15 protein-coding genes are annotated in these 25,311 nt (G+C 44.5%); 3 read left to right on the forward strand and 12 right to left on the reverse strand.

Annotated features, from left to right (window positions below):
• Positions 1-12: 12 nt before the first annotated feature.
• The 10 genes from HMPREF0373_RS14530 to HMPREF0373_RS14575 form a co-directional block, all read right to left on the reverse strand.
• Positions 13-1,596: a glucose-6-phosphate isomerase gene (locus HMPREF0373_RS14530; protein WP_021740535.1), complete on the reverse strand. Its 1,584-nt coding sequence runs from the start codon at positions 1,594-1,596 to the stop codon at positions 13-15.
• 220 nt (positions 1,597-1,816) lie between these two features.
• Positions 1,817-3,829 carry an ABC transporter permease gene (locus tag HMPREF0373_RS14535; RefSeq protein ID WP_021740536.1) on the reverse strand — a complete coding sequence of 671 codons (2,013 nt, stop codon included), beginning with the start codon at positions 3,827-3,829 and terminating at the stop codon, positions 1,817-1,819.
• Complete coding sequence (locus tag HMPREF0373_RS14540; protein ID WP_044964755.1) at positions 3,822-4,589, reverse strand: ABC transporter ATP-binding protein; 768 nt, start codon at positions 4,587-4,589, stop codon at positions 3,822-3,824. The genes HMPREF0373_RS14535 and HMPREF0373_RS14540 overlap by 8 nt, the downstream gene beginning before the upstream one ends.
• 293 nt (positions 4,590-4,882) lie before the next feature.
• A complete protein-coding gene (locus HMPREF0373_RS14545) occupies positions 4,883-6,475 on the reverse strand; it encodes an ATP-binding cassette domain-containing protein (RefSeq protein ID WP_021740538.1) in 1,593 nt (530 codons plus the stop codon).
• A 337-nt stretch (positions 6,476-6,812) separates the two neighbouring features.
• A complete protein-coding gene (locus tag HMPREF0373_RS14550; protein ID WP_021740539.1) occupies positions 6,813-10,682 on the reverse strand; it encodes an alpha/beta hydrolase-fold protein in 3,870 nt (1,289 codons plus the stop codon).
• An 82-nt stretch (positions 10,683-10,764) separates the two neighbouring features.
• Positions 10,765-11,838 (reverse strand): AraC family transcriptional regulator, encoded by a 1,074-nt coding sequence (locus HMPREF0373_RS14555; RefSeq protein ID WP_147597905.1) that lies wholly within the window; start codon positions 11,836-11,838, stop codon positions 10,765-10,767.
• A gap of 100 nt (positions 11,839-11,938) precedes the next feature.
• Complete coding sequence (locus HMPREF0373_RS16170; RefSeq protein WP_021740541.1) at positions 11,939-12,814, reverse strand: LysR family transcriptional regulator; 876 nt, start codon at positions 12,812-12,814, stop codon at positions 11,939-11,941.
• A 196-nt stretch (positions 12,815-13,010) separates the two neighbouring features.
• Positions 13,011-15,587, reverse strand: a complete 2,577-nt coding sequence (locus HMPREF0373_RS14565; RefSeq protein ID WP_021740542.1) for an aryl-sulfate sulfotransferase — start codon at positions 15,585-15,587, stop codon at positions 13,011-13,013.
• A gap of 129 nt (positions 15,588-15,716) precedes the next feature.
• Positions 15,717-16,778 (reverse strand): sensor histidine kinase, encoded by a 1,062-nt coding sequence (locus HMPREF0373_RS14570; RefSeq protein WP_021740543.1) that lies wholly within the window; start codon positions 16,776-16,778, stop codon positions 15,717-15,719.
• On the reverse strand, positions 16,775-17,446 hold the full coding sequence (locus tag HMPREF0373_RS14575) for a response regulator transcription factor (protein ID WP_021740544.1): 672 nt from the start codon (positions 17,444-17,446) through the stop codon (positions 16,775-16,777). Before HMPREF0373_RS14575 ends, HMPREF0373_RS14570 begins: the two co-directional genes overlap by 4 nt.
• Before the next feature lie 153 nt (positions 17,447-17,599).
• On the opposite strand from HMPREF0373_RS14575, the gene cls reads away from it, so the two are divergent.
• Both cls and HMPREF0373_RS14585 read left to right on the forward strand, forming a co-directional pair.
• On the forward strand, positions 17,600-19,168 hold the full coding sequence (gene cls, locus HMPREF0373_RS14580) for a cardiolipin synthase (RefSeq protein ID WP_021740545.1): 1,569 nt from the start codon (positions 17,600-17,602) through the stop codon (positions 19,166-19,168).
• A gap of 131 nt (positions 19,169-19,299) precedes the next feature.
• A complete protein-coding gene (locus HMPREF0373_RS14585) occupies positions 19,300-20,253 on the forward strand; it encodes a cation diffusion facilitator family transporter (protein ID WP_021740546.1) in 954 nt (317 codons plus the stop codon).
• 1 nt (position 20,254) lies between these two features.
• Here HMPREF0373_RS14585 and HMPREF0373_RS14590 read toward each other — a convergent pair whose 3' ends face one another.
• On the reverse strand, positions 20,255-22,801 hold the full coding sequence (locus tag HMPREF0373_RS14590; RefSeq protein ID WP_021740547.1) for a glycoside hydrolase family 3 protein: 2,547 nt from the start codon (positions 22,799-22,801) through the stop codon (positions 20,255-20,257).
• A 139-nt stretch (positions 22,802-22,940) separates the two neighbouring features.
• Entirely contained in the window at positions 22,941-23,570 is a 630-nt protein-coding gene (upp, locus tag HMPREF0373_RS14595; RefSeq protein ID WP_044964789.1) for a uracil phosphoribosyltransferase, read from the reverse strand.
• Between the two features lie 288 nt (positions 23,571-23,858).
• On the opposite strand from upp, the gene HMPREF0373_RS14600 reads away from it, so the two are divergent.
• The gene (locus HMPREF0373_RS14600; protein ID WP_021740549.1) at positions 23,859-25,199 is read left to right on the forward strand and encodes a uracil-xanthine permease family protein; all 1,341 of its coding nucleotides are present in this window, start codon (positions 23,859-23,861) and stop codon (positions 25,197-25,199) included.
• Positions 25,200-25,311 lie beyond the last annotated feature (112 nt).

Genomic DNA, 25,311 nt, shown 5'->3' on the forward strand with positions numbered 1-25,311 from the left:
AAATGAATTTTTTTAAATATTCAACAGATCACTGTACACTTTCAGTGCTCCGTCAGTCTCATGTGCAAGTACACGTTTTGCCAGTACTTTACCAAGCTGTACACCTTCCTGATCAAAACTATTTACATTCCATACAAATCCCTGGAACATTACTTTATTCTCGAAGTGCGCCAGTAATGCACCCAGTGTCTTCGGTGTCAGCTGCTCACCGATGATGATGCTGGAAGGACGTCCGCCCTCGAAGTTTTTATTGCGATTTTCATCTTCTTTACCGCAGGCAAATGCAACGATCTGAGCAGCCACATTTGCACACAGTTTCTGCTGGCTTGTGCTGTCCTGAATTACGACATCTGTACCGATCTGGTTGTTTTTGAATCCGATAAACTGAAGCGGTACGATGTCTGTTCCCTGATGCAGTAACTGATAGAAGGAATGCTGTCCGTTTGTACCAGGCTCACCAAAGATCACCGGTCCGGTTACATAATCAACCGGCTCTCCGAAACGGTTGACAGATTTTCCGTTGGACTCCATATCAAGCTGCTGTAAATGTGCCGGGAAACGGCTCAGTGCCTGAGAATACGGAAGAACTGCTGTGGACGGATAACCAAGTACGTTACGCTCGTATACACCGATCAGTGCATCCAGCATTTCCGGGTTCTTTAACAAATCTTTGTTTTTAGCTGCTTTATCTATTTCTGCTGCACCGGCAAGGAACTCTGCAAATACATCCGGTCCGAATGCCAGAGATAATACAGCACCGCCAACTGCGGATGTAGAAGAATAACGACCGCCGATGTAATCATCCATAAAGAATGCTGCCAGATAATCATCGCTCTTAGCCAGCGGAGATGTCTCACTTGTTACAGCGATCATATGCTTGGAAGCATCCAGACCTGCTTTTGCAAGAGCATCTTTTACAAAGGATTCGTTTGTAAGTGTCTCTAAGGTTGTACCTGATTTGGAAACCAGAATGAAGATGGAGTGTGCCACATCAATGGAATTTAATACGGCTGCTGCATCATCCGGATCCACATTGCTGATGAATTTTGCTTCCATTTTGAATTTGTTATTTACTTTTGCCCAGTTCTCTAATGCAAGATACATGGCACGCGGACCTAAATCACTTCCGCCGATACCGATCTGAACAACGGTTGTAAATTTCTCGCCTGCTGCATTTGTGATCTCGCCTGCATGTACTTTGTTTGCAAAATCAGCGATCTTCTGCTGCTGTGCTACATAAAACTCACGTTTGTTTACGCCTTCAGCCACTACGTCATCGCCTAACTGGCCACGGGTAAGCTGGTGAAGTACCAGACGGTTCTCTCCTGTATTGATCACTGCTCCGTTGTACAGAGACTCATATTTTTCAATCAACTGTGCTTCCCCGGCAAGTTTTGCCAGCGCTGCAAGCACTTTATCATCAACTGCTTTTGCAGCATAATTATAAGTAAGACCATCCATCATCGGAATGCTGTAATTTTTTACACGTTCTGCGCCGTTTTCTCCGGACATTGCCTCTGCCACATTGACAGGCTCTACTTTTTTCAGCTCCTCGTAGGAAGCAAGGGTATCTAAATTTTTCCAGTTAAGCATCATAGATTCCTCCTCATATCTGTTTTCCAGTTTCTTTGTTATAATTCTAACAATCTACGGAAATTATACTATTAAATTCGCTGAAATTCAACTAAGCAAAGGTATTTTTTTACGCAAAATCGCCTGAAATTTTATCATTACAGTTCACTCAGCATATTTCTCCATATATCGATCATGCTGACATGCAGTAATACCAAAACTTCAGGCGATAAATTTTCTATTTTTATCTGGATACAATCTTATAATATGCTCTGGATGTAATCCGGAAAACCAGATAGTAAATCGCGGTAAACACCAGAATTGTAACAAGCAGGCAGGTCACAAACAATGGCACATTCGTCAGGTTCAGCATTGCCAGCAGCCGTCGGATCATCGGAAACGCTGCTGCCACATGCACAGCTGCCATCACCAACGGCAGGAAAAATACGATTCGGATCTGTGACTGGATCGATGCCTTTACTTCTGCATTGCTCATACCTACTTTTTCCATAATAATATAACGCTCTCTGTCATCATACCCTTCGGAAATCTGTTTGTAAAAAATGATCATAACCGTAACCATCAGAAACATAATGCCAAGGAACACCCCTAAGAAAAACAGTCCTCCATATAAAACATAAAAACTTTTTTCATTTTCGGTTCTGCTGGACAGATAACCGGAATCATCCAGACCATGAGTGGAAATTGCCTTACTGACTGCATCTTCACACGCCAGTTTTTCTTCTTTTGTTCCATCATATTCAAAATTCATTTCTGTCCGATATAACGAATACATACCGGAACCATCTGCATTTGCTCCTGCCGCTATTTGTAATTCATACATCCGGCTCAGGGTAGCTTCATCCGCAACCACATAAAGACTATCCTTCCCCGAAAGATAAGCATCCGCTTCTGATTCATATCTGAAACTGTGATCTATTGCAAAATCCTGTCCGAGATAGCAAAATACACTTTCATCGTACCCGTTTTTACTGTAAATGTCGATTTTGCCAGCTTCCGGTTCCGGAACATCTGCTGGTTTCAGGGAACTGTCATAGGCAAGCAGATTTTCTCTCGTCAGGAAAGTTACCTCCGATAATTCCGCAAAGTCCGTCTCATGATCAATGAACTCAAACATGGAACCTTCTCTCTTCATAAATAACTGAAAGTAACTGAACATCGAAGAATCCGTGATTTCTCTGCCCTGCTTTGCGATTGTATCAGTAATCGTCTGATAAATCTCCTGACAGTCTGTATTTTCCTCTATTTTATCTGCATCTACGCTATAGGATAACTCATACGGATACCGCTCTTTCAGTTCATCATCCACACCGGCAAACATACTGACCGTCATGGAGATCATCACCAGCACCATGGTAGACAACACACAGATGCTTGCCAGTCCGGCCGCATTCTGTTTCATACGATATAACATACCGGATACCGCTGTAAAATGCTTTTTATTATAGTAAAACTTTTTGTTTTTGCGCAGCATTTTCAAAATAGCAATGCTTCCTGCAGTAAACAGAAAATAAGTTCCAATAATTACAAGAACAACTGCAAGAAAAAATTTCATCAACACTTCCATTGGATTCTCTGTGGTAATTGCAATATAATAAGCCACAGCCAGACATGCGGCTCCTGCAACTGCTATCACACCTTTGGTCTTTGGCTCTTTTTCTCCCACATTTCCTCCGTGCAGTAATTCGATTGGATTTGCCAGACGGATCTGCAGCAGATTGTAAAGCAACGTAAGCACATATAATACACCAAAAACGATGACTGCCCACGCAATTCCTGCTTTGGTAATATAAAATGATACACTCTCCTGAAATCCCAGCATACGGTAAAGCAGCATCAGGATCAATTTGGAAAATATAATACCTGATAAAATACCACCTGCGATGGCAAGCATTGCCACAAACACAGTTTCCAACCCAAGAACTCTCGCAATGTGTCGTTTTTCCATACCTAATATATTGTACACACCGATTTCTTTTTTTCGGCGTTTGATAATAAAACTATTGGTATAAAAAATGAAAATATAAGCAAAAATAGTAATAATACCAACACCAAGCGCCATAATTGTTATCAGGTTTACAGATCCCGGAATACTTTTCAGTCCTGGATTATTGTTGATAAACATCATCAGATAAAACATCATCACCGTAACGATGCCTGAAATAATGTATGGCAGATACAGCTGCCGGTTATTCTGAATATTTGTCTTTGCCAGACGTACATAAATATTATTCATGCTCTTCACCACCTGTCGTCAATACGGTCAACGCATCGGAAATCTTCACATATAACTGCTCATTTGTCGCATTTCCCCGATAAATCTGATGGAACACTTCACCGTCTTTTATAAATAGAATGCGGTTTGCGTGGCTTGCCGCCTTTGTACTGTGCGTTACCATTACAACGGTCTGTCCTTCTGCATTGATCTGTGAAAAAAGCTTCAGCAGTCCGCCCGTTGCCCTGGAATCCAGCGCGCCCGTCGGTTCATCCGCAAGAACCAGTTCCGGGTTGGTGATCAGTGCACGGGCTACTGCTGCACGCTGTTTCTGCCCGCCGGACACTTCATATGGATATTTTTCCAGAAGTTCGGTAATCCCAAGCTTCTGCGCAATCGGACGGATGCGTTTTTCCATCTCCTTGTAATCCACACCGGAAAGTACCAGTGGGAGAAAGATATTATCTTTTAGGGAAAAATTATCCAAAAGATTAAAATCCTGAAATACAAATCCCAGATGATCCCGGCGGAACGCAGAAATCTCTTTTTCCTTTACAGATACCAGATTTTTCCCGTTCAGCAGAACCTCTCCTGAGGTCGGTTTATCCAGCGCTGCCAGAATGTTCAGCAAGGTTGTTTTTCCGGAACCGGATTCACCCATGATCGCCACATACTCTCCTTTTTCTACGGAAAAGTTGATGTTACTCAACGCCTGCACCTGATTGCCGCCAAATCGTGTCGTATATATTTTTTTCACATTATTTACTTCCAAAATTGCCATGATGGTCACTCCTTTGCTGTGTTCTGTCCGACATTTCATAATTTTCATAATTTCATGTTTTGCAGAATGTTTTTCTTTGTTGTTTCAGCATGCTTGTTTCTTTGTTGAGACTATCATAACAAAAGGCAGAAATGCAATCCATTGATTTGGCTTACATTTCTGCCTCTAATCTTACATTTTTGTAAGATACGGATGTGAATCGATAAGATAGGAAAAAATATCACAGAGTATGCAGTTCTTCAACATTATTTATTCTGAATTTATACGTTTCTTCAAAGTTTTTGTCAGATGCCCTACAATACATTCTTCGCTTCTTTCCACTTACCATCTCTGAGCAGTGCATGGATCCGCACTTCCTTTTCCACACGGATGCGCTCTGCCTCAAAAATATCGCTCTCAAAATATTTTTTATAAATACTCTTGCGATATGCTCTGCCACTCTGTTCACGGACCGTGCCATTCTCAAGTAATAAAATGCGGTCTGCACAATTTGCAACGGTATAGAAATCATGTGTTACCATAAGTACCGTTCCCTGATACTCTTTGATCGCTTTTTCAAGGGCAATCTGCGCATAGGTATCCAAATGGCTGGACGGTTCATCCAGGAACAGTATTTCCGCATCTGACTCGCACAATGCTCTGAGCTGTTTGATATTCCGCTCGCCGCCGGAAAGCTGTTCCGGATCATCATCGAAAATCTGAGTGTAATATCCGATGCGGTCAGAATCTGACTTCATGCTCTCATAAATATCTTTCAGCATACTGGATTTTCCGGTTCCGTTTGCACCAACGATGGCCACTTTCTCACCAGCCTTGATATCAAAGGAAACATTTTTCAGTAATTCCCGGTCAAAGGAAAGTGCATAATCTTTCACGGAGATCACAACCGGTGCATGATCCGGCTCAAAATCCTCCGGCAGTTCCACCTCCGGGAAAGTAAAATCATATCCATGATTTTCAATAAACGGATTCTTACACTGTCTTGCCTGAAGCCGCTCCAGATAAGATACTCGGGCTTTGAGCTGTCTTCCTTTCGCCGGATTATCAATATACGTTGCCTCTGAACGAATCTTCTCGATCAGCTTCTCCTGCACGGCGATCCACTCAGCATCTTTTGTAGCCTGCTCTGCCATCTGCACTTTTGTCTCAAGCATCGCCTGATTATATTCTGAAAAAGTGCCCGGGAACTCCTGCAGCTCCTTGTTTTCCAGATGCAGGATCTTATTGAAGCACTGGCTTAACAGCAGTCGGTTATGTGAAATCGCAATGATGGTTCCCTCATAATTGTTGATCAGTTTGGAAAGACCGATGATATTTTCAAAATCAAGAAATACATCCGGCTCATCCATGATCAGAAGCTGCGGTTTCAAAAGCATACTCCGGATGATAGATAAAAGCTTGAACTCTCCACCGGAAATTTTTGTGACAGAAGTGTCTTCTAGTGCTGTCATCCCTGCAATTGCAAGTTCTTTTCGGATATTGGAATCATAATTGTATGCGTCAATGGCATCCATCTCATCCAATACGTTCTGATAACGGCCATAAACTTCGTCCATATCTTCTGAAGTCTCCATCTCCGCACAGATTGCCTCTGATTTTTTCTGCAGTTCCACAAATGGTTTTGCCAGAAAATCAAAAGCGGAAATTTCTTCTGCTTCATGCTTTACAAACTGCGGAATATAACCGATCCGTGCGGCTTCATCCTTCTCAATTTTTCCGTCGTATAAATAGTCATCCGTGTGGATGATCATGTCGATCAGTGTACTCTTGCCGGTGCCGTTGCTGCCGATGAGTGCTGCGTGATCGCCCTCCACGACTTCAAAACAAATCTCATTATATAAATCCTTCTGTGGAAATCCAAAGGAAACATCTGTAAATTTAATCATTCTGTTCTATCCCTCTTATTTTTCTTCAAGTTCTTCTGATTTTTCTATTTCACATTCCTGTCTTTCAAGCAGAAACCATATCCCACTCAAAAAACACTGTTACTCATTATTTCGTTTATTTTATCAGCAAATCTTTTTCGAAACAACTAGAATTTCAAACAAACATAATTTCAAATTTTTTTAATTTTTACAAAATGCAACAGAAAAGCCCCCGGCATTTCTGCCGGAGACTTCCCGTTTTCCTGTTCTATATTACCTTATATCAAATGTAAGATGACTCCCGCCTCAATAAGCAGTGAACAATAAGACCTATCAATGGAGAGTTCCCTTAATCAGATTAAAATTGAACCTGTCCATTTACCACGCGGTAGTTTACTCCACCGTAATTTACATAACCGGTAAATCCAAAGTCTACCTGACCGCCGGTGATCTTCCACCAGCCGTATGCGTTTGGTGCAAGACTGTTGTAGTTGAAGTTGATGGCTCCGTTTTCCACATACCACCAGCCATATGCATTCTGCACCAGTCCGGTTGCCTGGAAATTGATGGCTCCACCTTCCACGTACCACCAGCCGTATGCGTTCTGTACCAGTCCGGTGTAACCGAAGTTGATAGCACTTCTTTCTACATACCACCAGCCGTATTTGCTGTCATATACAAGACCATTTGCTGCAAAGCTTACTGCTCCGTTTTCCACATACCACCAACCATAGGTGTTCGGTGCAAGTCCGGTATAATTGAAGTCTACGATACCATCTTCGTTAATGTACCACCAGCCGTATGCATTACCTGCTACGGTTACCTGTTTCTGAACTACGCCGTTTACCAGGTTGTACCATGCATTACCTACCTGAACCACGCCTGTGATGTACTGACGCTGTCCCTCTACATAATATACATCCTCACCATCCACATTGTAGATACCGGTCTGGTAAGAACTTACAGTTGTGCTTGCGATGCATGCTGTATTTTCCAGTACAGTTGCATATACATCAACGGTATAATCTGCATTCAGATCAAGATCATCTGTCGGAATGGAGATAGTATTGGTCAGTGTTGTTGCTGCTCCTGCGGTCTGATAATCTGTTACATCAGCTACTTTTACGCCATTCTGAGTAACTACGACTTCTACCGGGATGCTCAGATCCGGTGTGGAAACTGTGCCATCCAGAGCCATTACCTGATTGAGGTAATCAGAAACCTTATCTCCTACTGCAACATTGTATGTTACTTCCAGTTTGTCTGTTACATTTACGTCTGCAGTTCCGCTCAGGATTTCTGCAGAATCTTCTGTATGATACATATGACCTGTTACATATGCAAGAGATGGTACAAACTGCGGCAGATAGAAAATATTATCATGTGCGCCCACGTCGATCAGATGGAAATGCTCCACTCCTTTTTCTGTCAGCACGCGGCTTAACAGTTCCTGATCATCATAAAATGCATACATATCCTGATTTCCGCATGCAAGGAATACGGAGAACTGATTCAGATATCCGTCCGGAGTCTGTGCTGCTGCCGTGTATCCATTTTCTACCATACGGATCGCACCATAGAAACTGATGACACCGGAGAACAGATCAGAATTGAACATCCCGATATTTACGGATCCGCCACCGCCCATGGAGCAGCCGGATGTCATGCGATATCTCTCATCATCAATGGTGCGATACCGTTTATCAACGGTCGGAAGCAGATCATCGGTAACCATATCCGCATATTTTCCGCCCCAGAAGCTTGATTTCGTCGGATCATCCGGGATGACTACAATCATCGGCTCGATCTCTCCGGCTGCAATCGCTTCATCCAGCACCTGGTCAATTTTGTCAATGGCATATGTCGTACTCTGGCTGTTGATTCCATGGAGCAGATATAAGGTCGGATAACGCTGTGCATTTCCTTCCTCATAATATCCTTCCGGCAGATATACACGGAATGTCTGTGTTGTTCCGTCCAGTGCCTCGGATACATAATCATCCTGGAAAAATCTGGAATGGCTTCCGTACATGATTGTCTGTCCATCTTCTACTTTGTAATATTCGGATACTTCCGGATTGTTCAGGATTTCAACGGTCTCACCGTCTTTTTCGCCTGTGATCACGCGGGCTGCCTGATAATTATACAAATCTCCATCCACAAATACGCCCACACCGGTATCGGTAACTTTGATATTGTCGTATATATTCATCCAGTCAGATGCCTGTGCCACACGTCTTGCTCTGTCATATCCGGACTCGTAATACTCTACACTGAGTGTATTCTGGTAAGCCTCGATATTCTCTGTTTCCAGAGCATTCTGCTGTGCAGCTGCCGCCTCTTTTACCGCACCGGCGATATCATCAGATGCGTATACGGATGGTTTGCCTGCTGCTTTATTGTAAGCTGCTACGGTATAGATTCCTACCGGTCCCTGATACCAACCGCCGCCACCGCTGCTGTTGCAGGTACGGATTGCAATGGTATTCTTTCCACCGTAATTCAGGACGCTGGAATCCAGTGCATATACATTATTTACATCCCACGGATTGGATCCGTCATAGAAGCCGACACCCTCATCGTTAAAGTTAATACCGTTGGAACCGATGAGTTTTCCATTGATATATACTTCATTTGACTCATCAAAACAGCCGACTGCCACAACCAGTCCCTCTGTCTTGAAATCTTTTTCTTCCGGCAGGTCAAAAGTTCTTACATACCATGCATATCCGGAATAGTTGGCATTTCCGCCCAGAGACTCATCAAAGTCTGCGGTCCACCAGCCCAGGCACGGCTGAACAACTCCCCAGCTTGTATACTCCTGCTCTGTGAGGTTTGCTACTTTATCCAGTTCTACGGTACTAGCATCATTGCGTGAGTATGGTTTGTAAGCCTTAAAATACCAGTCGCCCATCAGGTCAACCTGCTGCTCATCATCTGCTGTACCGGTATCCTGTACTGCCACCATGGACAAACTGCCTGCCTGATGAGACATTCCCATAAAGGATATCTCTGCGGTCAGTGTGGTGTTGATTCCGTCTGCCATTTTTGCGGTATCCAGATCAAAGCCGATCTTTGTACTCTCACCTGCTGCAAGTTCTTTGACATTTTTTGTCTGAGTATCTAAGATCTCTCCGCTGTCCGGATCAGACATCTGAACAGTTACTTCCACTTCCGGCATTTCTTTTGCAAATTTTGCAATATCTTCTTTCATGGTCAGTGTCACTTCTGCTTTTGCGGATTTTACATCAGAGGTAACCGCCTGCGGTGTACAGCTGAGTGATGCGTCATATATATTTTCAGTAAATCTGGTGCTGAAACGGTTCATGGAACGTCCCAGTGCAGCGAGATAATAATCTGCATCCGCATTTCCTGCCAGTACCGCATATTCCACATATTGAAGATCGGATGTGGCTCCACCATAGTTTCTGTAACGCTCTGCAAATGCGCCGTATGCACCGGAATTTACTTCCAGTTTGTAGCCGATGTCTTTTGTTCCTCCGGCCACTGTCGTAGCTGCATCGCCATTCGGAGCGTCAATGTAATAATAGTAGTCACCGCTTCGGATCACAGAACTGTTCGGCAGATTGTCTGTAATGGCACCTTTTTCCAGATATGGATTTGCCTCACTGATAAAATCACCCATATGGGAACCCACACCATAGAACAGATCTGATTTTGCCACCAGTGCATTCTCATATGCCATGTAACCGCCTACGTTCACACCGAGGATCGCACGGTACTGTTTGTCCGGGATTACGGAATATTTTGCTTCCACATCCGCAACTACTTCTCCAAGCAGTGTGTCATAATCTTGTGTCTCGGTAAATTCCGGCATAACTACAACCATCGGAATGGCATCTTCGCCGTTCATAATGCTGTCCAGTGTCTCTGCAATTCCATCGTTGATATAAATGTCAGCACTGTAACCGTCATACGGCATCAGATAAACGGTCGGATAACTCATATCCTCACTGTATCCATCCGGCAGATAGACTTTGTAGGTCACGATACCATCGTCCTTCACTGCGCCGCAAGTCGCAATGCCGTTCTCCTTCGTTCCGGTTGTCTCTGATACAATTTTTCCCGCTGTATCATCTGCTTTTACGACTTCTTTGCCGCCGTCCGTCGGTTTGTTCGCTGCTCCTGCTGCAAATGCAGTTCCCGGCAGACAGGATGTGACCATTGCTGCTGACAACAGACACCCCAATACCTGTTTCGCTTTCATAAAACTCCTCCTTTTTCCCCAAAGCGGTTGATAGTTTTATTGTACAAATACAGATACATTTTTAATACCCGGATTTTCACCCTTAAATTTGATCTTTTTTGACATTATCCCGATGTTCCCTGCGATACTGGGTCGGCGTCCGGTCAAATTCCTTCCGAAACTGCCGGTTGAAGTGTTCCAGGTTGCGGTAACCGATGATCTCGCAGATCTCCCCGACTTTCAGTCTGCTTTCCCGCAGCAGGCGACAGGCAAGCTCCAGACGGTATTTCACCAGAAGTTCCGTAAAGTTACACCCGGTATTGTGCTTTACCATTCTGCTGAAATACGACGTACTGTAATTGAAGTATGCCGCCGCATGTTCCAGCGTGGCATCCGCATAATGCTCCTGCAGATACCGCATAATCTTCAGTTCTTTTTGACTATTTTTGTCCGGAATATAATACTTATTGTAGTTTCTGAGTAAAAGAATAAACAGACATGACACCAGATGTTTTAACATTTTGTCATAATATTTGCGATGTTTATAATAATTCAGGAACATTGCCTTGATACAGTACTCAATCGTATCGTCTTCCTCATTTCCGGTACGGAAGAACAAATAATTGTTCTCCTTGTGCTCCAGCAGTGCATCCTGAAAAAAACGGGACAGCAGATTGTCCGAAGATAAAATATCAAAAAAAGTGTACTGAAAGGTACTTTTCTTGAGCATGACATTGATCACGATGCCATCATCACTTATGACTTCCAGTGAATGGCAGACTCCATCCGGCAGAATACAGATATCACCGGGCTGCAACTCCATGACAGCTTCGCCGCTGACGCGGTGTCGTGCATGTCCGCTCACCACACATACAATCTCAAAATACCGGTGTGCATGCAGATAAGCCGGTGTATAACGGGAATGCTTCCACACCGCAATGTCCGTATTCAGATCAAAGATCGGTGTCGTTTCCCCGTAAATCTCAAAAGTGTCATACAGATCCGGAACCACAAGTCCTTCCTCCCGCAGATCCTCCACATTCAGCTGTGACAGAAATCTGCGGTATTCTGCCGGATTCCCCTTCTTTTTCTCATATAGCTCCTTATAAAAAAGTTCGTGTTTTTCCCACGCCAGTACGATCTCATCAAATCCTTCTATCATCGTTTTCCCAAACACTTTCCAAATCTTCTCCGATTTTTATTTCCACAATAACGCACATCCATCCGGTCAAATAGACCTGCATCTTCTATTCCGCTATGCTTCATCGATATCTCCGCTATATCTGGTTAGGATATGCTTCCAGCAATGTCGTCAATACCTCATTCTCCTCCGGCCAGACTGCCACCACATCAACGCCGCGTCCCTCGGGCAGCGGTATGCTTCGCAGTTCCCCGCTTCCCTGAATCGCCTCTTCCGACAACAAACAGTAGCCCCGTCCCAGTTTCACATAACTGAGTTCTGTTCCGATATTCTCCACGACTTCAATGGTTCCGGTATCCAATCCCAGCATCTCCAGCGTATCCAGCGAATGCTGAAACATCGTCGGACTCTGGCTCTTTTTGATCAGAATACAAGGCTCATCCCGGAAATCTTCCCAGACGGGCTGTTCTTTCTTTCCCGGCAGAGATTTGGCAGAATAGATCAAGGCACCTTTCCGATAAAGCAGCTCTTTCTTTAAAAATCCGTCCGTCTCTTCCCAGGAAGACCCCAAAGTCAGCCACAGGTCAATTTTTCCTTTTCGGAGGTATTCATTTCCTTCTACAAAATCACATTTGTGCAGCACCAGTTTCTGCTCCGGTGCTGCCTCTCGCAGATATTCGTACAGGGCTGGAAGAAAATCATCCGAATAAACACCGTCAAAACAGCCGATATTCAGCAGTGGTTTCTGTGCCCGCCCTGCAAGGACCGCATTCTTCTTGGCATTTTCCAATTCTTTTAATATATTTTTCAGATCCTTCTGAAACTGCATGCCAGCTCTGGTCAGGGTGACCCCTCTGGCCTGGCGTTCAAACAGCGGCAGACCGATCTCCTGTTCCAACAACGTGATCTGTTTGCTCAGTGCAGGCTGAGAAATGTAGAGTGATCTTGCAGCCGCCGTGATATTGCCGTGCTCTGCCACACTCAGAAAATACGATATCTGTTCCAGCCTCATATATCCTTCCTCCCAATACGCAAAACTCCATCATTCTCTCAGGCAGTGCTTGCACTCCTACTTATAAAAGTGAGCATATTCTCGACTGAGATAAAATCAGTTTACACTTTTTTCCCCTCAGACGCAATAAATCCCGGGGATATTTCCCCGGGATTGTATCTTTTCATCTGAAAAGCAACGTATTTATGCTTCTGTTTTAGTATGCGTTTTTGTAAGTTCTGTAAGAGAACAGTGCATCCGGACTGTCTAAGTTCATCTGGTTTCTGACCGGTGTCAGCTCGAAGGAAATGGTTCCTGCTGCCATGTTATAGTCAGTAAATACCGGGCGGCATCCCTGTTTCAGTGCAATATCCGGATAGTTTGCATCCAGATTTTTTCTTGCCTGATCCGGAACAAATGCCGGGATATTATCGATAACACCGTGAAGTCCCCATCCGATGGTTACGGATGTATCACTGTCATACTGTACACTTCCGCAATGACTTGCGATATGGTATTTTCCATTTTTGTCTGTCAGGTCAGTACCTTTGATCGCATTGTATACTTTTGCAGTTCCTTTTTTCTCATTGATGCTTACCTGTAAAGTACGTGTCAGTGTAGCAGGTGCTCCCGGATAAGTCGGAGATGTCAGGAACGGTCCGATACCTGTATGGTTATCGAAAACGCTGATCTGTGTATTGCCTGTGATCATGCCATTCTCATCTTTATTTGTATAGCGTGCAAAATGCTGTCCGAACGTCAATGCCTGGAATGCTACACCATTGTCATCGGTACGTGTAGAAGTATATCCCTCATAACCTTTCAGAGTGGATGCTTTACCGCCAAGAATCCAGTCGATTGCTCCTGTGTTAAAATCAAACTGGTAAACTGCACTCTGATCACGCATGGAAACAAGAATCTTATCTGTGTTTCCGTTTGCATCTAATGTATAATCCACACTGTTTACATGAACGTAATCCTTTACACCAGCTGCAAAGTTCTTCTGAACTGTCTGCTGTCCGATGGAAGTTGGAGCGCCGTCCAGTGTACTTTCGCTGTAATTGATAGACTCTACTGCGGATTCATATAATAATGGATAATCACCTGTGTTGATCTCTTTGATGACTTTTCCATCTTTTACTTCCTGGATGATGCCTACCCATACATACGCAGTGTTTCCACCGTCCAGACCTTTTACTGTCTCCGGAAGGTTGTCTGCCAGTACCGGTGTGTAGCTGAGGTTGATGTAATGATTTTTGCCAAGTACAACAAACTCATGCTGATCCAGATAACCCTGGCCATGGTAATGTTTCTCATCTTCATTTGCTGCTAAAGTAGCTTCATCGATATCTGTATAGTTTTCATCCATTACAAGATAATATCCGCTGGAAAATCCGCCCATAGCGTTTCTGTATGTCGGCTCAAGCTCAATGAATGCTGTATAGTAACGACTTCCGTCAATGGCATCCTGAGCGGCAAAATTCTCTGCCATGTTTTCTGCTTTTACACCAAGTTCATCACGGTCATCTACTTTTACTTCATACTGCGGAATGTAACGGTAGTATACTAACTCACCCTCTGTATTTACACGAAGGAAGAAATGATCCAGTGCAAATGTATAGACACCTGCGTCAGATGCTTTTACACCATTATTTGTGATATCCATGCCCGGAAGCAGTTCATTGACGGTATGTACACGGTACTCTGTGCCGTCTGTCATAGTAACAGTGATCACTTCATCGCTTGGATCATCTGCATTGATGGCTGCCGGTGTGAATGAGACATTTCCGTCTGTTACTTTAATATCACTGTCTGCATTAGAACTTACTGCGGTTGCAACTTTGTTGTCACCGGTTGCATTCAGATTGATCTTGTGTCCTGCTACCAGAGCATTCAGACAGTAATCACCCTGAGATTTTCTGGATGCGGTCAGTACAACACCGGAAGCACCGTTCGCATCTTCTGCTGCGATGTCAATCTTTGCAGCTTCCGGATTTACCGGATATGCTTTCATCTGCTCTGCAATTTTCTCAGAATAGTCAAAATACTGAGCCGTGTTCTGCTTTGCATTAAGGTAATCAATATCTGCTACCAGCCCGTTATTCACTTTGCTGTTCTCCACTACATGGCCTTTGCCCTCTGCGTCCATGTAAGCGCCTGTGTAATTGAATGTTACGGCACCGTTCTCGATCATCCACTCACCGTTCTGGTTGCTTGCCAGACCGTTGTAGCTGAAGTCTACTTTACCGTCTTTTAAGTAGAACCATCCATACTCATTGCTCTCGACGCTGTTACAGCCAAAGTCTACCGCACCGTTTACGATTCTCCACCAGCCATACGGGTTCTGAGCAATTCCTGTATAATCGAAATCTACTTTACCGTTTGCGATCTTCCACCAGCCGTACTCGCTGTTTTCTACACTGTTGCAGCCGAAGTCAACCATACCATTTACGATTCTCCACCAGCCGTATTCATTCTGGGCAAGTCCGGTATAGGAAAAATCAATTTTTCCGTTTCTCACATACCACCAACCATACTCGTTCTGGGCAAGTCCGGTATAAGCAAAATCAATCTGACCGTTTTTCACATACCACCAGCCATATTCATTCTGTACCAGATTTGTACCGCTTGTCACTTTCTGTCCGTTATTGTAATAATACCAGTTTCCGTTTGCCTCCTGTGCAAGTCCGGTATAACCGGCTGCCAGAGCAGTTGCAGATGGTGCAACTACACTTGTAAAAGAGAGACAAGCTGCTGCTGCGATCATTGCAGCACGTACTTTTTTGCTTCTCATAAAACCTTCTCCTCCTTTTTCCTTCGAACCCTATGTCCGTTGCTTATTATTATAAGTTGTTCACAGATTCTTCACAAATACAGAAAAGCTATCCATCCATAACCGCAAGTTATGGATGGATAGCTTTTCTCAGTCTCTAACATCAATCGTATCTTTGTAAAATCCAACCGTTACGACCGTTCCTTCCCCTATTTCCGACTGTATCCGAATCGTATGCCCCAGTTTCTGTAATGCATCCCGGCACAGATACAGACCGATTCCTGTGGAACGTTTATCCTCATGTCCGTTAAACCCGGTGTATCCTTTTTCAAACACCCTTGGGATATCTTCACTGCGAATGCCAATGCCGGTATCCCGGATTTTCAGCCAGATCTGTTGCGGTTCTTCCTGCACCTCAATCGTAAGCTCACCTCCCGGGGTATATTTGACCGCATTTGAAAGTAACTGTTCCAGCACAAAGGCAAGCCACTTTTCATCGGAGATAACGCTCACATTCGTTTTTTCATAATGTAACCGTATTTTCCGGCGGATCATAATCCTGGCATATTTGTGGATTACTTCACGAATCACGGTATCAAGCGATATCTGTTTCAAAATGTAATCATTTGAATTACTGTTAAGGCGTTGATACTGTAACGCCATTCCCACGTATTCTTCAATCCGAAACAGTTCCTCTTCCATATCTGTCAGATTTTGAAGCTGCTTTATATGATATTCTTCTGTCATCCTTTCACCGGACTCTGCGTTCTCCTGTTCGCCACGTTCCATCTGGAGTAAAAGCTGCAGTCCCGCAATCGGTGTCTTGATCTGATGCACCCACTTCGCATAATAATCTTTCATCTCCGACTGCTGTCTGGCCGCGGCACTGACCGCCAGCTGCCGCTCGATATTTGCATTTTCCGCAAGCTGTCCAAGCAGTTCCTCTGTCAAATCCTCCGTCTCCGGCAGCTTCAATTCCCCGGAAAACGGCTGTTGCAGTATACCTTTCAGATACCGCACTTTTCGGTAATAGCGGATATATGCCATGCATACGGCAGCCGTAATGATACACAGATCCAGTATTCCCGCATAGATCAGATCATCCCCTGTTCGGCCGATCAGGAACAGATATAATACATGCAGAAAAAACAACACTGCTGACAGAATCATCCACTCTATATTTCGTTTGACAAAACTTTTCCATGTTTTCATCCGATCCGGTACCCGATTCCTTTCTTCGTCAGAATAAATCCATCCAGTCCGACAGCTGACAGTTTTTTTCTCAGCCGGTTCACATTCACGGACAACGTATTCTCATCCACATAGGCATCGCTCTCCCATAGTTTCTCCATCAGTTCCTCCCTGCTGACAATTTTTTCCTTATGTTCCAGCAACGCATGCAGGATTTTCAATTCATTCTTGGTCAATTCCAGCTGCTGTCCCGCCCAGGTCAAAGTGGCATCCATGAGATTCAGTACTGCGCCTTTGTGCTCCATAATACTGCTGTTTCCCGCAAAATCATAACTTCTTCGCAGCAATGCCTGGATTTTCGCCGTCAATACTTCCAGATCAAAAGGCTTCGGGATAAAATCATCTCCGCCCATGTTCATTGCCATAACGATATTCATATTGTCTGCCACTGAGGACAGAAAAATCACCGGCACATTTGACACTTTGCGTATCTCAGTACACCAGTAATATCCGTTATAAAAAGGAAGCCGGATATCCATCAGCACCAGCTGCGGGTCAAAAGCAGCAAACTCCGTCATAACCTGACTGAGATTTTTTGCCACATGCACGTCATACTCCCATTTTTCCAGATGCCGCTTTATCATTTTTCCGATGGTCTCATCATCTTCCACACAAAAAATCCGATACATAACTGTTTCCTTTCCTTTTTTTCCTATTGTAGCAGATTTTTACTTGCCGTGTAAAAAAAATATGGTATCATAATCTATACTATACCGCTCGTACAGACGTACACGGTACGAAGGAACATTTTTGTACCCGGATGCAGACAGGAGGCATGCAACATGAGAAAAACAGAACATCATACAATAGAAGGTAACCGTAAGACAAAAAACAGTATCAAACGACTTTTCTTCTGTCTGCTGGCAATTTTTCTTCAGATTGCTTTTTTTCTTTCTATTATGAATCATCTGAATACACAGATGCCCTGGATCAATGCACTGACCAAAATTCTTGTTTTAATTCTTGTTTTATACATTTACAGCAAAAATAAAACATCATCCCTGAAAATGCCCTGGATCATACTGATTCTTGTCATGCCGGTGCTCGGTGTTTGTCTGTATCTGATGTTTCAGACAAACAAAGGAACCCGCAATATGCGCAAGCGTTATCAGGAAATAGATGCCATTTTGCTGCCATGCCTGCCGCCCAATCATGAGATTTCCCAGCAGTTAAAAAAGCACTGTGCACCTGCCGGAAGCATTTCCGATTATCTGTACCGCAACGCAGCCTACCCTGTTTATCAGAATACGGATGTCACTTATTATCCGGAAGCAGTACAGGGGCTGGAAGCACAGCTTGCCGATCTGGCGAAAGCAGAAAAATTTATTTTTATGGAATATCATGCTATTGAAAATGCTGACGCATGGCAGAAGATTCAGACTGTACTGGCAGAACGTGTACAGGCAGGTGTCGAAGTCCGCGTTTTTTATGATGACATGGGCTCCATCAGTTTTCTCAATCATGATTTTGCAAAACAACTGGAAGCTCTTGGCATTGCCTGCCGGGTATTTAATCCCTTTGTTCCGGGTGTTAATTTATTTCTGAACAACCGTGATCATCGTAAGATTACTGTTATTGATGGAAAAATAGGATTTACCGGCGGCTATAATCTGGCAAATGAATACTTTGGTTTTTCTCATCCCTATGGAGAATGGAAAGATACCGGCATCCGCCTGGAAGGAGATGCGGTCAGATCTCTCACCATCACATTTCTTGAAATGTGGAATGCAATCAAAAAAAATCTGCCAAGTGACCGTTCCTTTGAACCGTATCTGCCGGATGAACCGTATAAGGCAGTACAACACGGTTACGTCCAGCCTTATGCTGACAGTCCGCTGGATGATGAACAGGTGGGGGAAGAAGTCTATATCAGCATGGCAAATAAAGCAGAACATTACTGCTGGTTTATTACCCCCTATCTGATCATTACAGATGAACTGTCACACGCTTTGTCTCTGGCTGCCAAACGTGGTGTGGATGTCCGTATCATCACACCTGGAATTCCTGACAAAAAAATGGTATACAGTGTTACCCGCTCTTTTTATCATCAGCTGGTTTCTAGCGGTGTGCACATTTTTGAATGGACTCCCGGATTCTGCCATGCAAAAATGAGCATTGCCGATGATCGTATGGCTACCTGCGGTACCATCAATCTGGATTACCGCAGTCTGTATCATCACTTTGAAAATGGTTGTTTTATGGTGGATTGCCCGGCTGTCATGGATATAAAGCATGATTTCAGACATACATTTTCACAATGTCGGGACGTGACAGAAAAGTACAAAACCGGACTCGGTGCACATCTGCGCCTTGGACAGTTAATCTTGCGGCTGTTTGCACAACTGCTGTGAGACGATCAGAAAAAATACACCGCATAAGTAGATTACAGATATCCGCTTGACGAATGTGCACATAATACGGAAGTCCATTTATATTTTAGCAATTTTACAAAATACACAGATAGGATAAAAGAGGTTTTAATATGCATGTAGGAAAGAAAACACTGAAAAGAGAAAAATCTGCAATGAGCCTGTCACTGTATGGCAGCCTGGTCTTTGCCATCGTAGAAATCGGGATGGCTGTTTTTTCCGGTTCTCAGGCAGTTCTTCTGGATGCAGTTTACGACAGCGTCGAATTTTTTATGATGCTTCCATCCATTTTTCTGATTCCGCTGCTCTACCGTCCTTCCAGCGAACAGCATCCCTTTGGATATACCCAGATAGAGACCGGGTTTGTAGTAGTGAAAGGTGCTATTATGGCAGCGGTTACCTTTGGATTGATTTTTAACAATATTCATCTATTACTGCACGGCGGACATAAAGTATCCTTTCACACGATTTCCGCCTTTGAGCTTTTTGCCTGTCTCCTGAGTCTGACCGTGGCTATCTGCCTTTATTTCAAAAACAAACATATGAGTTCACCACTGGTGAATATTGAATTGCAGACCTGGAAAATTGACTGCGTGGTATCCCTGGGAATGGCGGTGGCATTTCTGCTTCCGATCATCGTCCCCTTTGCATGGTTTCAGCGTCTGACACCGTACCTGGATCAGATCATCACCATCATATTGTCAGCCTTTATGCTGCCGACACCGATCAAAACAGTCATCACCGGCCTCCGTGATCTGATGCTGTGGCCACCGGAAGCAGAGACCGTTGATGATATCAAAGCCACTGTGGAACCAATCATTGGCGGCTATGGGCATAAAAACCTGTATTACGACATTGTCCGTACCGGTCGAAGACTCTGGATCAGTGTATACATCACCTTTGATAAAGACATTATCTCACTGTCAAAATTCCAAATCCTGCAAACAAAATGCATTGCTGCCCTGGCAGAAAAATATCAGGACTTTTATTTTGAATTGCTTCCTGACATTCAACTGGACAGCATGGATGAAGAGAAAATCAAAGCGCAAACTGAGGAAAATACCTGATTTATGATTTTACATCTTCATACTGATTGGACTGCAAAATGATTTTTATCGTATGATATACACAGCGTTTCAGTTCCCGGATATCCAGCGTTCCATCCTTCAATGCCTGACGGATGCTCGCATGATCCCGCATATCTCCCGGCATTACCATATCGTTTCCGGCTTTCATACAGCCTGCTGCCGTACACTCACCGGCGGTGGAATCTGTCGTTGTCGTCCAGTCTGTCATGATCGCACCTGCAAATCCCCATTCATCGCGTGCCGCTTTCGTACAGATATCGTAATTGTTTGCCGCATGCACACCGTTAATCAGATTATAGGACGTCATCATCGCCATCGGCTGGGCACTGCGGATCGCTGTTTCAAATCCTTTCAGATAGATTTCGCGCAATGTCCGTTCAGATAAGATCGAATCGGAACCCATACGGTTATCTTCCTGATTATTGCATGCAAAATGCTTAATGGTCGTACCACACCCAGGTATTGACTGTACGCCCTGTGTCATAGCTGCTGCCATACTTCCTGCCAGCAGCGGGTCTTCTGAATAATATTCAAAATTTCTGCCACACAGTGGATTTCTGTGTATATTCATGCCTGGTGCCAGCCAAAGTGTCACTTCAAATTCATTCATTTCTCCGGCAATCATCCTGCCAAGTGTATGCATCAGTTCCAGATTCCAGCTCTGCGCCAGCAGTGTTCCCACCGGAATTGCAGTGCAATACTGATGATATACGATTCCCTTCGATTCCTTCGGCTCCGCAAAATATCCGTTTTCAAATCCATCCAGAAAATCTCCGCCATCGATACTGCCGTCTTCTCTGACCTGATACTCACTACGCAGACGCAATCCCGCCGGGCCGTCTGCCAGCACGATGCTCGCCACATAATACGGAGCTTTTTCAGCCACAGTGACTGTCTCTGCCGCTGCCCCCGGAACCGTCTGTCCCGCAGAGCCGAGTGCACTCGCTCCCTGATCTTTCGCTGGATCTCCGATTGCTAATGCAATCAATTCTTCTGTGGAAAGCTGATCCACGATTTCACCTGCTCTGCCCGGATACTGATCCTGTAATTTTTCATAAACTACCGTCTCTGTCGGCAACTCTTTCGCAGAAATCTGTACTTTCGGCAGTTTCCGTTCTTCTGCCTTCCGCAGCCATGCTGTCTGTTTTTCTTCCAGCTTTGCTTTATCCGGCTGAAGTTCTTCCAATGATTCTTTTAATGGACAGATATGTTCACACTGCACGAGTACTTTTGTCTCATCCAGCACAAAGGTGCCACAAAGGGCCGCGGTAGATAACGCATTTCCCACCCAGATACCGTAAGTACCTGTCTCCAGCAGCCATGCCGCCTGTTCCTCGGAATAGGAGGCCAACTGGTACAGATCCATGCTCAGTGTAAGTGACTGCGTCTCCCCCGGTGCCAGAAGTTTTGTTTTTCCAAAAGCTGCCAGACGACGGAATTCTTTTGGCAGTTTTCCCTGTGGGCAGGATACATACACCTGAACCACTTCTTTTCCGGAATACGCTGCACCAGTATTTATCACATCCACAGAGACTGACAGTGTTGGTTTTCCCTGTGCGGATATCTGCTTGGAAATACCGGTTACTTTTAGGTCAAATTCTGTATAAGACAAACCATATCCAAAACTGTAACGCACCGGAACGTCAAACGTATCAAAATACCGGTAGCCTACATAGATGCCTTCCCGGTATTCTTCCCGGTAAACATCTCCACTCTTGTGACTAAAATATGCAGCATTCGGATAATCCATATAATCCAGAGCCCAGGAATCCACCAGCTTTCCGGAAGGAGTCACTTTTCCGGAGATTACGTCTGCCAGTGCATTACCGCCCTCCTGTCCGGCCTGCACAAACTGCAGGACCGCTGTGATATTCGGAAATTCATCCGTAAATGCAAGGTCAATCAGTCCACCGGTATTTACCACCAGAATGACTTTTTCATAGGCTTCACATAATGCCGCGATCTGCGCCCGTTCTTCCTCTGTAATATAATAATCTCCTGCTTCATCCCGGCGGTCTGCATTTTCTCCTGCGATCCGGGCGAGCACATACATAGCGATTTCCGCCCCATCTTTCTTTGCCGCTGCTTCATCTATTGCTGCTCCTGCCGGCATGGAAAACGGAGTCGTGGAATATGCTTCAAAAAAGTTTCCGTTACATTCCTCTGTCAGTTTTCGAAAAATTTCTGCCTTCCAGCTCTCCCGGGCTGCCAGATACCCTCGGTCATATCCCTCCAGCCATTCCACACTGGTGATCTCATATCCGGCATTTTTCAGACCATCATAAATATTGACATTGTACCGGTTGTTCACATCTCCGGATCCGGTTCCACCCTTGATGGTACGCACCGCTCCCGCTCCATACAGACCAATCTTTGTCCCCGGCTTCAACGGCAATGTCTGCGCTTCATTTTTTAATAACACAAAACCTTCCGCCGCCGCTTCTCTCGCAAGAATAGCATTGTCTTTTTCGCGCTGTGACATTACTGTGGATGTGGTTCCTACATATCCTCTTTTTCGCAGTTTCATGATAACCCTCTCCTCATACGATTTCTGTTTTCCGATTTCTAAATTTTTTCATCTATAAAGAAAGCGCAACTATGCCGAAGCATACTTACGCTCTCTACTGTATGCCATGCACACACTATTTTTCGATTTTTCACCTTTCTTATTTTGTGCCGAAAATACGGTCTCCGGCATCACCAAGTCCCGGGCAGATGTATGCATGATCGTTTAACTCACGGTCAAGCTGTCCGATATAAATCTGTACATCCGGATGCGCCTCATGCAGTCTCTTGACACCTTCCGGTGCAGCGATGACAAACATACACTTGATATTTTTTCCGCCATGCTTTTTGATATAATCTACTGCTGCAACAGCGGATCCACCGGTTGCAAGCATCGGATCTACGACAACGATAAGACGCTGATCGATCGGATCCGGCAATTTACAGTAATATTCATGCGGCTCATGGGTCTCCGGATCGCGGTACAGACCGATGTGTCCGATCTTCGCAGACGGAACCAGTGTAGTCACACCATTTACCATACCAAGCCCTGCACGAAGTACCGGTACGATGGCAAGCTTTTTGCCGGAGATCATCGGGCTCATGCATGTCTCAATCGGTGTCTCAATCTCCACATCCTCGATCGGCAGATCGCGAAGTGCCTCATATCCCATCAGCACTGCGATTTCCTCGATCAGTTTACGAAACTCATTTGTTCCTGTATGTTTGTTCCGGATCATTGAAATTTTGTGCTTAATCAGCGGATGATCCATTACATATACATTTTCCATTTTTTCCATTGAAAAAACCTCCTAATAACACTTCTCATTTCTTCAAGAATAACGGATTCACAGTTATAAGTCAACCGAAATCATTGTAATTCCCTTGCTCTCTCTAAGAATTTCCGTTATACTGATTTGTTAGAGTCTGATATTAAAATTGCTTTGCAGGATTGCAGAGATGCACAGGGGAATATATCATGCATTGCATGACGTGCATCTCGCAGCAAGAATGCCGAGGGCATTCTTGAATGTCAGATTTATAACTATCAAATCATCATAAAATAGGAGAATGTATTTATGAAAACAAACGAAAACGGCATCTATGATGCAAGAACGCTTGGCCTTCCGAAAATGCTGATTCTTGGTCTTCAGCATATGTTTGCCATGTTCGGTGCAACGATTCTCGTTCCGGTACTGGTAAACACGTATTTCCACGGCGAAGGTTTATCCATTCAGGTCACACTGTTCTGTGCCGGAATTGGAACGCTGCTCTTCCACCTGATGACCAGATTCAAAGTACCGGCATTTCTCGGTTCTTCTTTCGCCTTTCTGGGTGGTTTCCAGACAGTCGCAAATCTGGACACGGGCATCTTTGCAGACATGAGCTACGGTGAAAAACTTCCTTACGCATGCGGCGGTGTACTGATTGCCGGACTGCTCTACCTGCTTCTGTCCCTGATCATCAAAGTTATCGGTGTACGACGCGTTATGCGTTTCCTGCCGCCGGTTGTAACCGGACCGATCATCATCTGTATCGGACTGAGCCTTACACCTTCCGCGATCTCCAATGCATCCACCAACTGGCCATTGGCTCTGATCGCACTTGCCACTGTTATTATTTTCAATATCTGGGGCAAAGGTATGTTCAAGATCATCCCGATCCTCATGGGAATCATCGTATCCTATGTGGCAGCACTGATCATGAACGCTGCCGGAATGACATGCGCAGATGGGAGCGCCATCTTAAACTTCAGCGGTGTGGCTAATGCAGCTATCGTTGGTGTACCACAGTTTTTTCTCTGTAAATTCAATATCACAGCTATCCTTGCCATGGCACCGATCGCTATTGCATCCATGATGGAACACGTAGGAGACATTTCTGCTATTTCCGCAACGGTAGGAGAAAACTTTATCGAAGATCCGGGACTTCACCGCACACTGCTCGGAGATGGTCTGGCAACTGCCCTCTCTGCGTTAATCGGTGGACCGGCAAATACAACTTACGGAGAAAATACCAGCGTACTGGCGCTGAGCCGCGTATATGATCCGAGAGTCATCCGTCTGGCAGCCTTCTATGCGGTTATCCTCAGCTTCATACCAAAAATGGCAGAGATTATCAGTTCTCTTCCGGCAGCCATCATTGGCGGAATCAGCTTTATTCTCTATGGAATGATTTCCGCTGTCGGCATTCGAAACGTTGTGGAGAACAAAGTAGACCTGACAAAATCCCGTAATCTTGTCATCGCAGCATGTATCCTGGTCTGCGGTCTCGGTTTTTCAAATGGTCTGACTTTCCATATCGGCAGTACAGCCATCACACTGACCAGCCTTGCTCTGGCAGCTATTGTTGGTATCGTGTTGAATGCGATTCTTCCTGGAAATGAATATCAGTTTGAAAGTTCTTCCAAAAAAAGATAATCTATTAAAATGCACACGAATAATATCTACACGAAGTACTTTTATCTGATAGGAAAATCGATGTAGTTTCCTGTCAAATGCAAGAAAGTGTGCTATCACACACTCTCGCGGA

The organism is Eubacterium ramulus ATCC 29099 (assembly GCF_000469345.1).
Lineage (GTDB): Bacteria > Bacillota > Clostridia > Lachnospirales > Lachnospiraceae > Eubacterium_I > Eubacterium_I ramulus.

Coding starts and splice junctions, on each gene's coding strand:
- HMPREF0373_RS14530 (WP_021740535.1), bottom strand. CDS start 1,596: ATGATGCTTAACTGGAAAAATTTAGATACCCTTGCTTCCTACGAGGAG.
- HMPREF0373_RS14535 (WP_021740536.1), bottom strand. CDS start 3,829: ATGAATAATATTTATGTACGTCTGGCAAAGACAAATATTCAGAATAAC.
- HMPREF0373_RS14540 (WP_044964755.1), bottom strand. CDS start 4,589: ATGGCAATTTTGGAAGTAAATAATGTGAAAAAAATATATACGACACGA.
- HMPREF0373_RS14545 (WP_021740538.1), bottom strand. CDS start 6,475: ATGATTAAATTTACAGATGTTTCCTTTGGATTTCCACAGAAGGATTTA.
- HMPREF0373_RS14550 (WP_021740539.1), bottom strand. CDS start 10,682: ATGAAAGCGAAACAGGTATTGGGGTGTCTGTTGTCAGCAGCAATGGTC.
- HMPREF0373_RS16170 (WP_021740541.1), bottom strand. CDS start 12,814: ATGAGGCTGGAACAGATATCGTATTTTCTGAGTGTGGCAGAGCACGGC.
- HMPREF0373_RS14565 (WP_021740542.1), bottom strand. CDS start 15,587: ATGAGAAGCAAAAAAGTACGTGCTGCAATGATCGCAGCAGCAGCTTGT.
- HMPREF0373_RS14570 (WP_021740543.1), bottom strand. CDS start 16,778: ATGAAAACATGGAAAAGTTTTGTCAAACGAAATATAGAGTGGATGATT.
- HMPREF0373_RS14575 (WP_021740544.1), bottom strand. CDS start 17,446: ATGTATCGGATTTTTTGTGTGGAAGATGATGAGACCATCGGAAAAATG.
- cls (WP_021740545.1), top strand. CDS start 17,600: ATGAGAAAAACAGAACATCATACAATAGAAGGTAACCGTAAGACAAAA.
- HMPREF0373_RS14585 (WP_021740546.1), top strand. CDS start 19,300: ATGCATGTAGGAAAGAAAACACTGAAAAGAGAAAAATCTGCAATGAGC.
- HMPREF0373_RS14590 (WP_021740547.1), bottom strand. CDS start 22,801: ATGAAACTGCGAAAAAGAGGATATGTAGGAACCACATCCACAGTAATG.
- upp (WP_044964789.1), bottom strand. CDS start 23,570: ATGGAAAATGTATATGTAATGGATCATCCGCTGATTAAGCACAAAATT.
- HMPREF0373_RS14600 (WP_021740549.1), top strand. CDS start 23,859: ATGAAAACAAACGAAAACGGCATCTATGATGCAAGAACGCTTGGCCTT.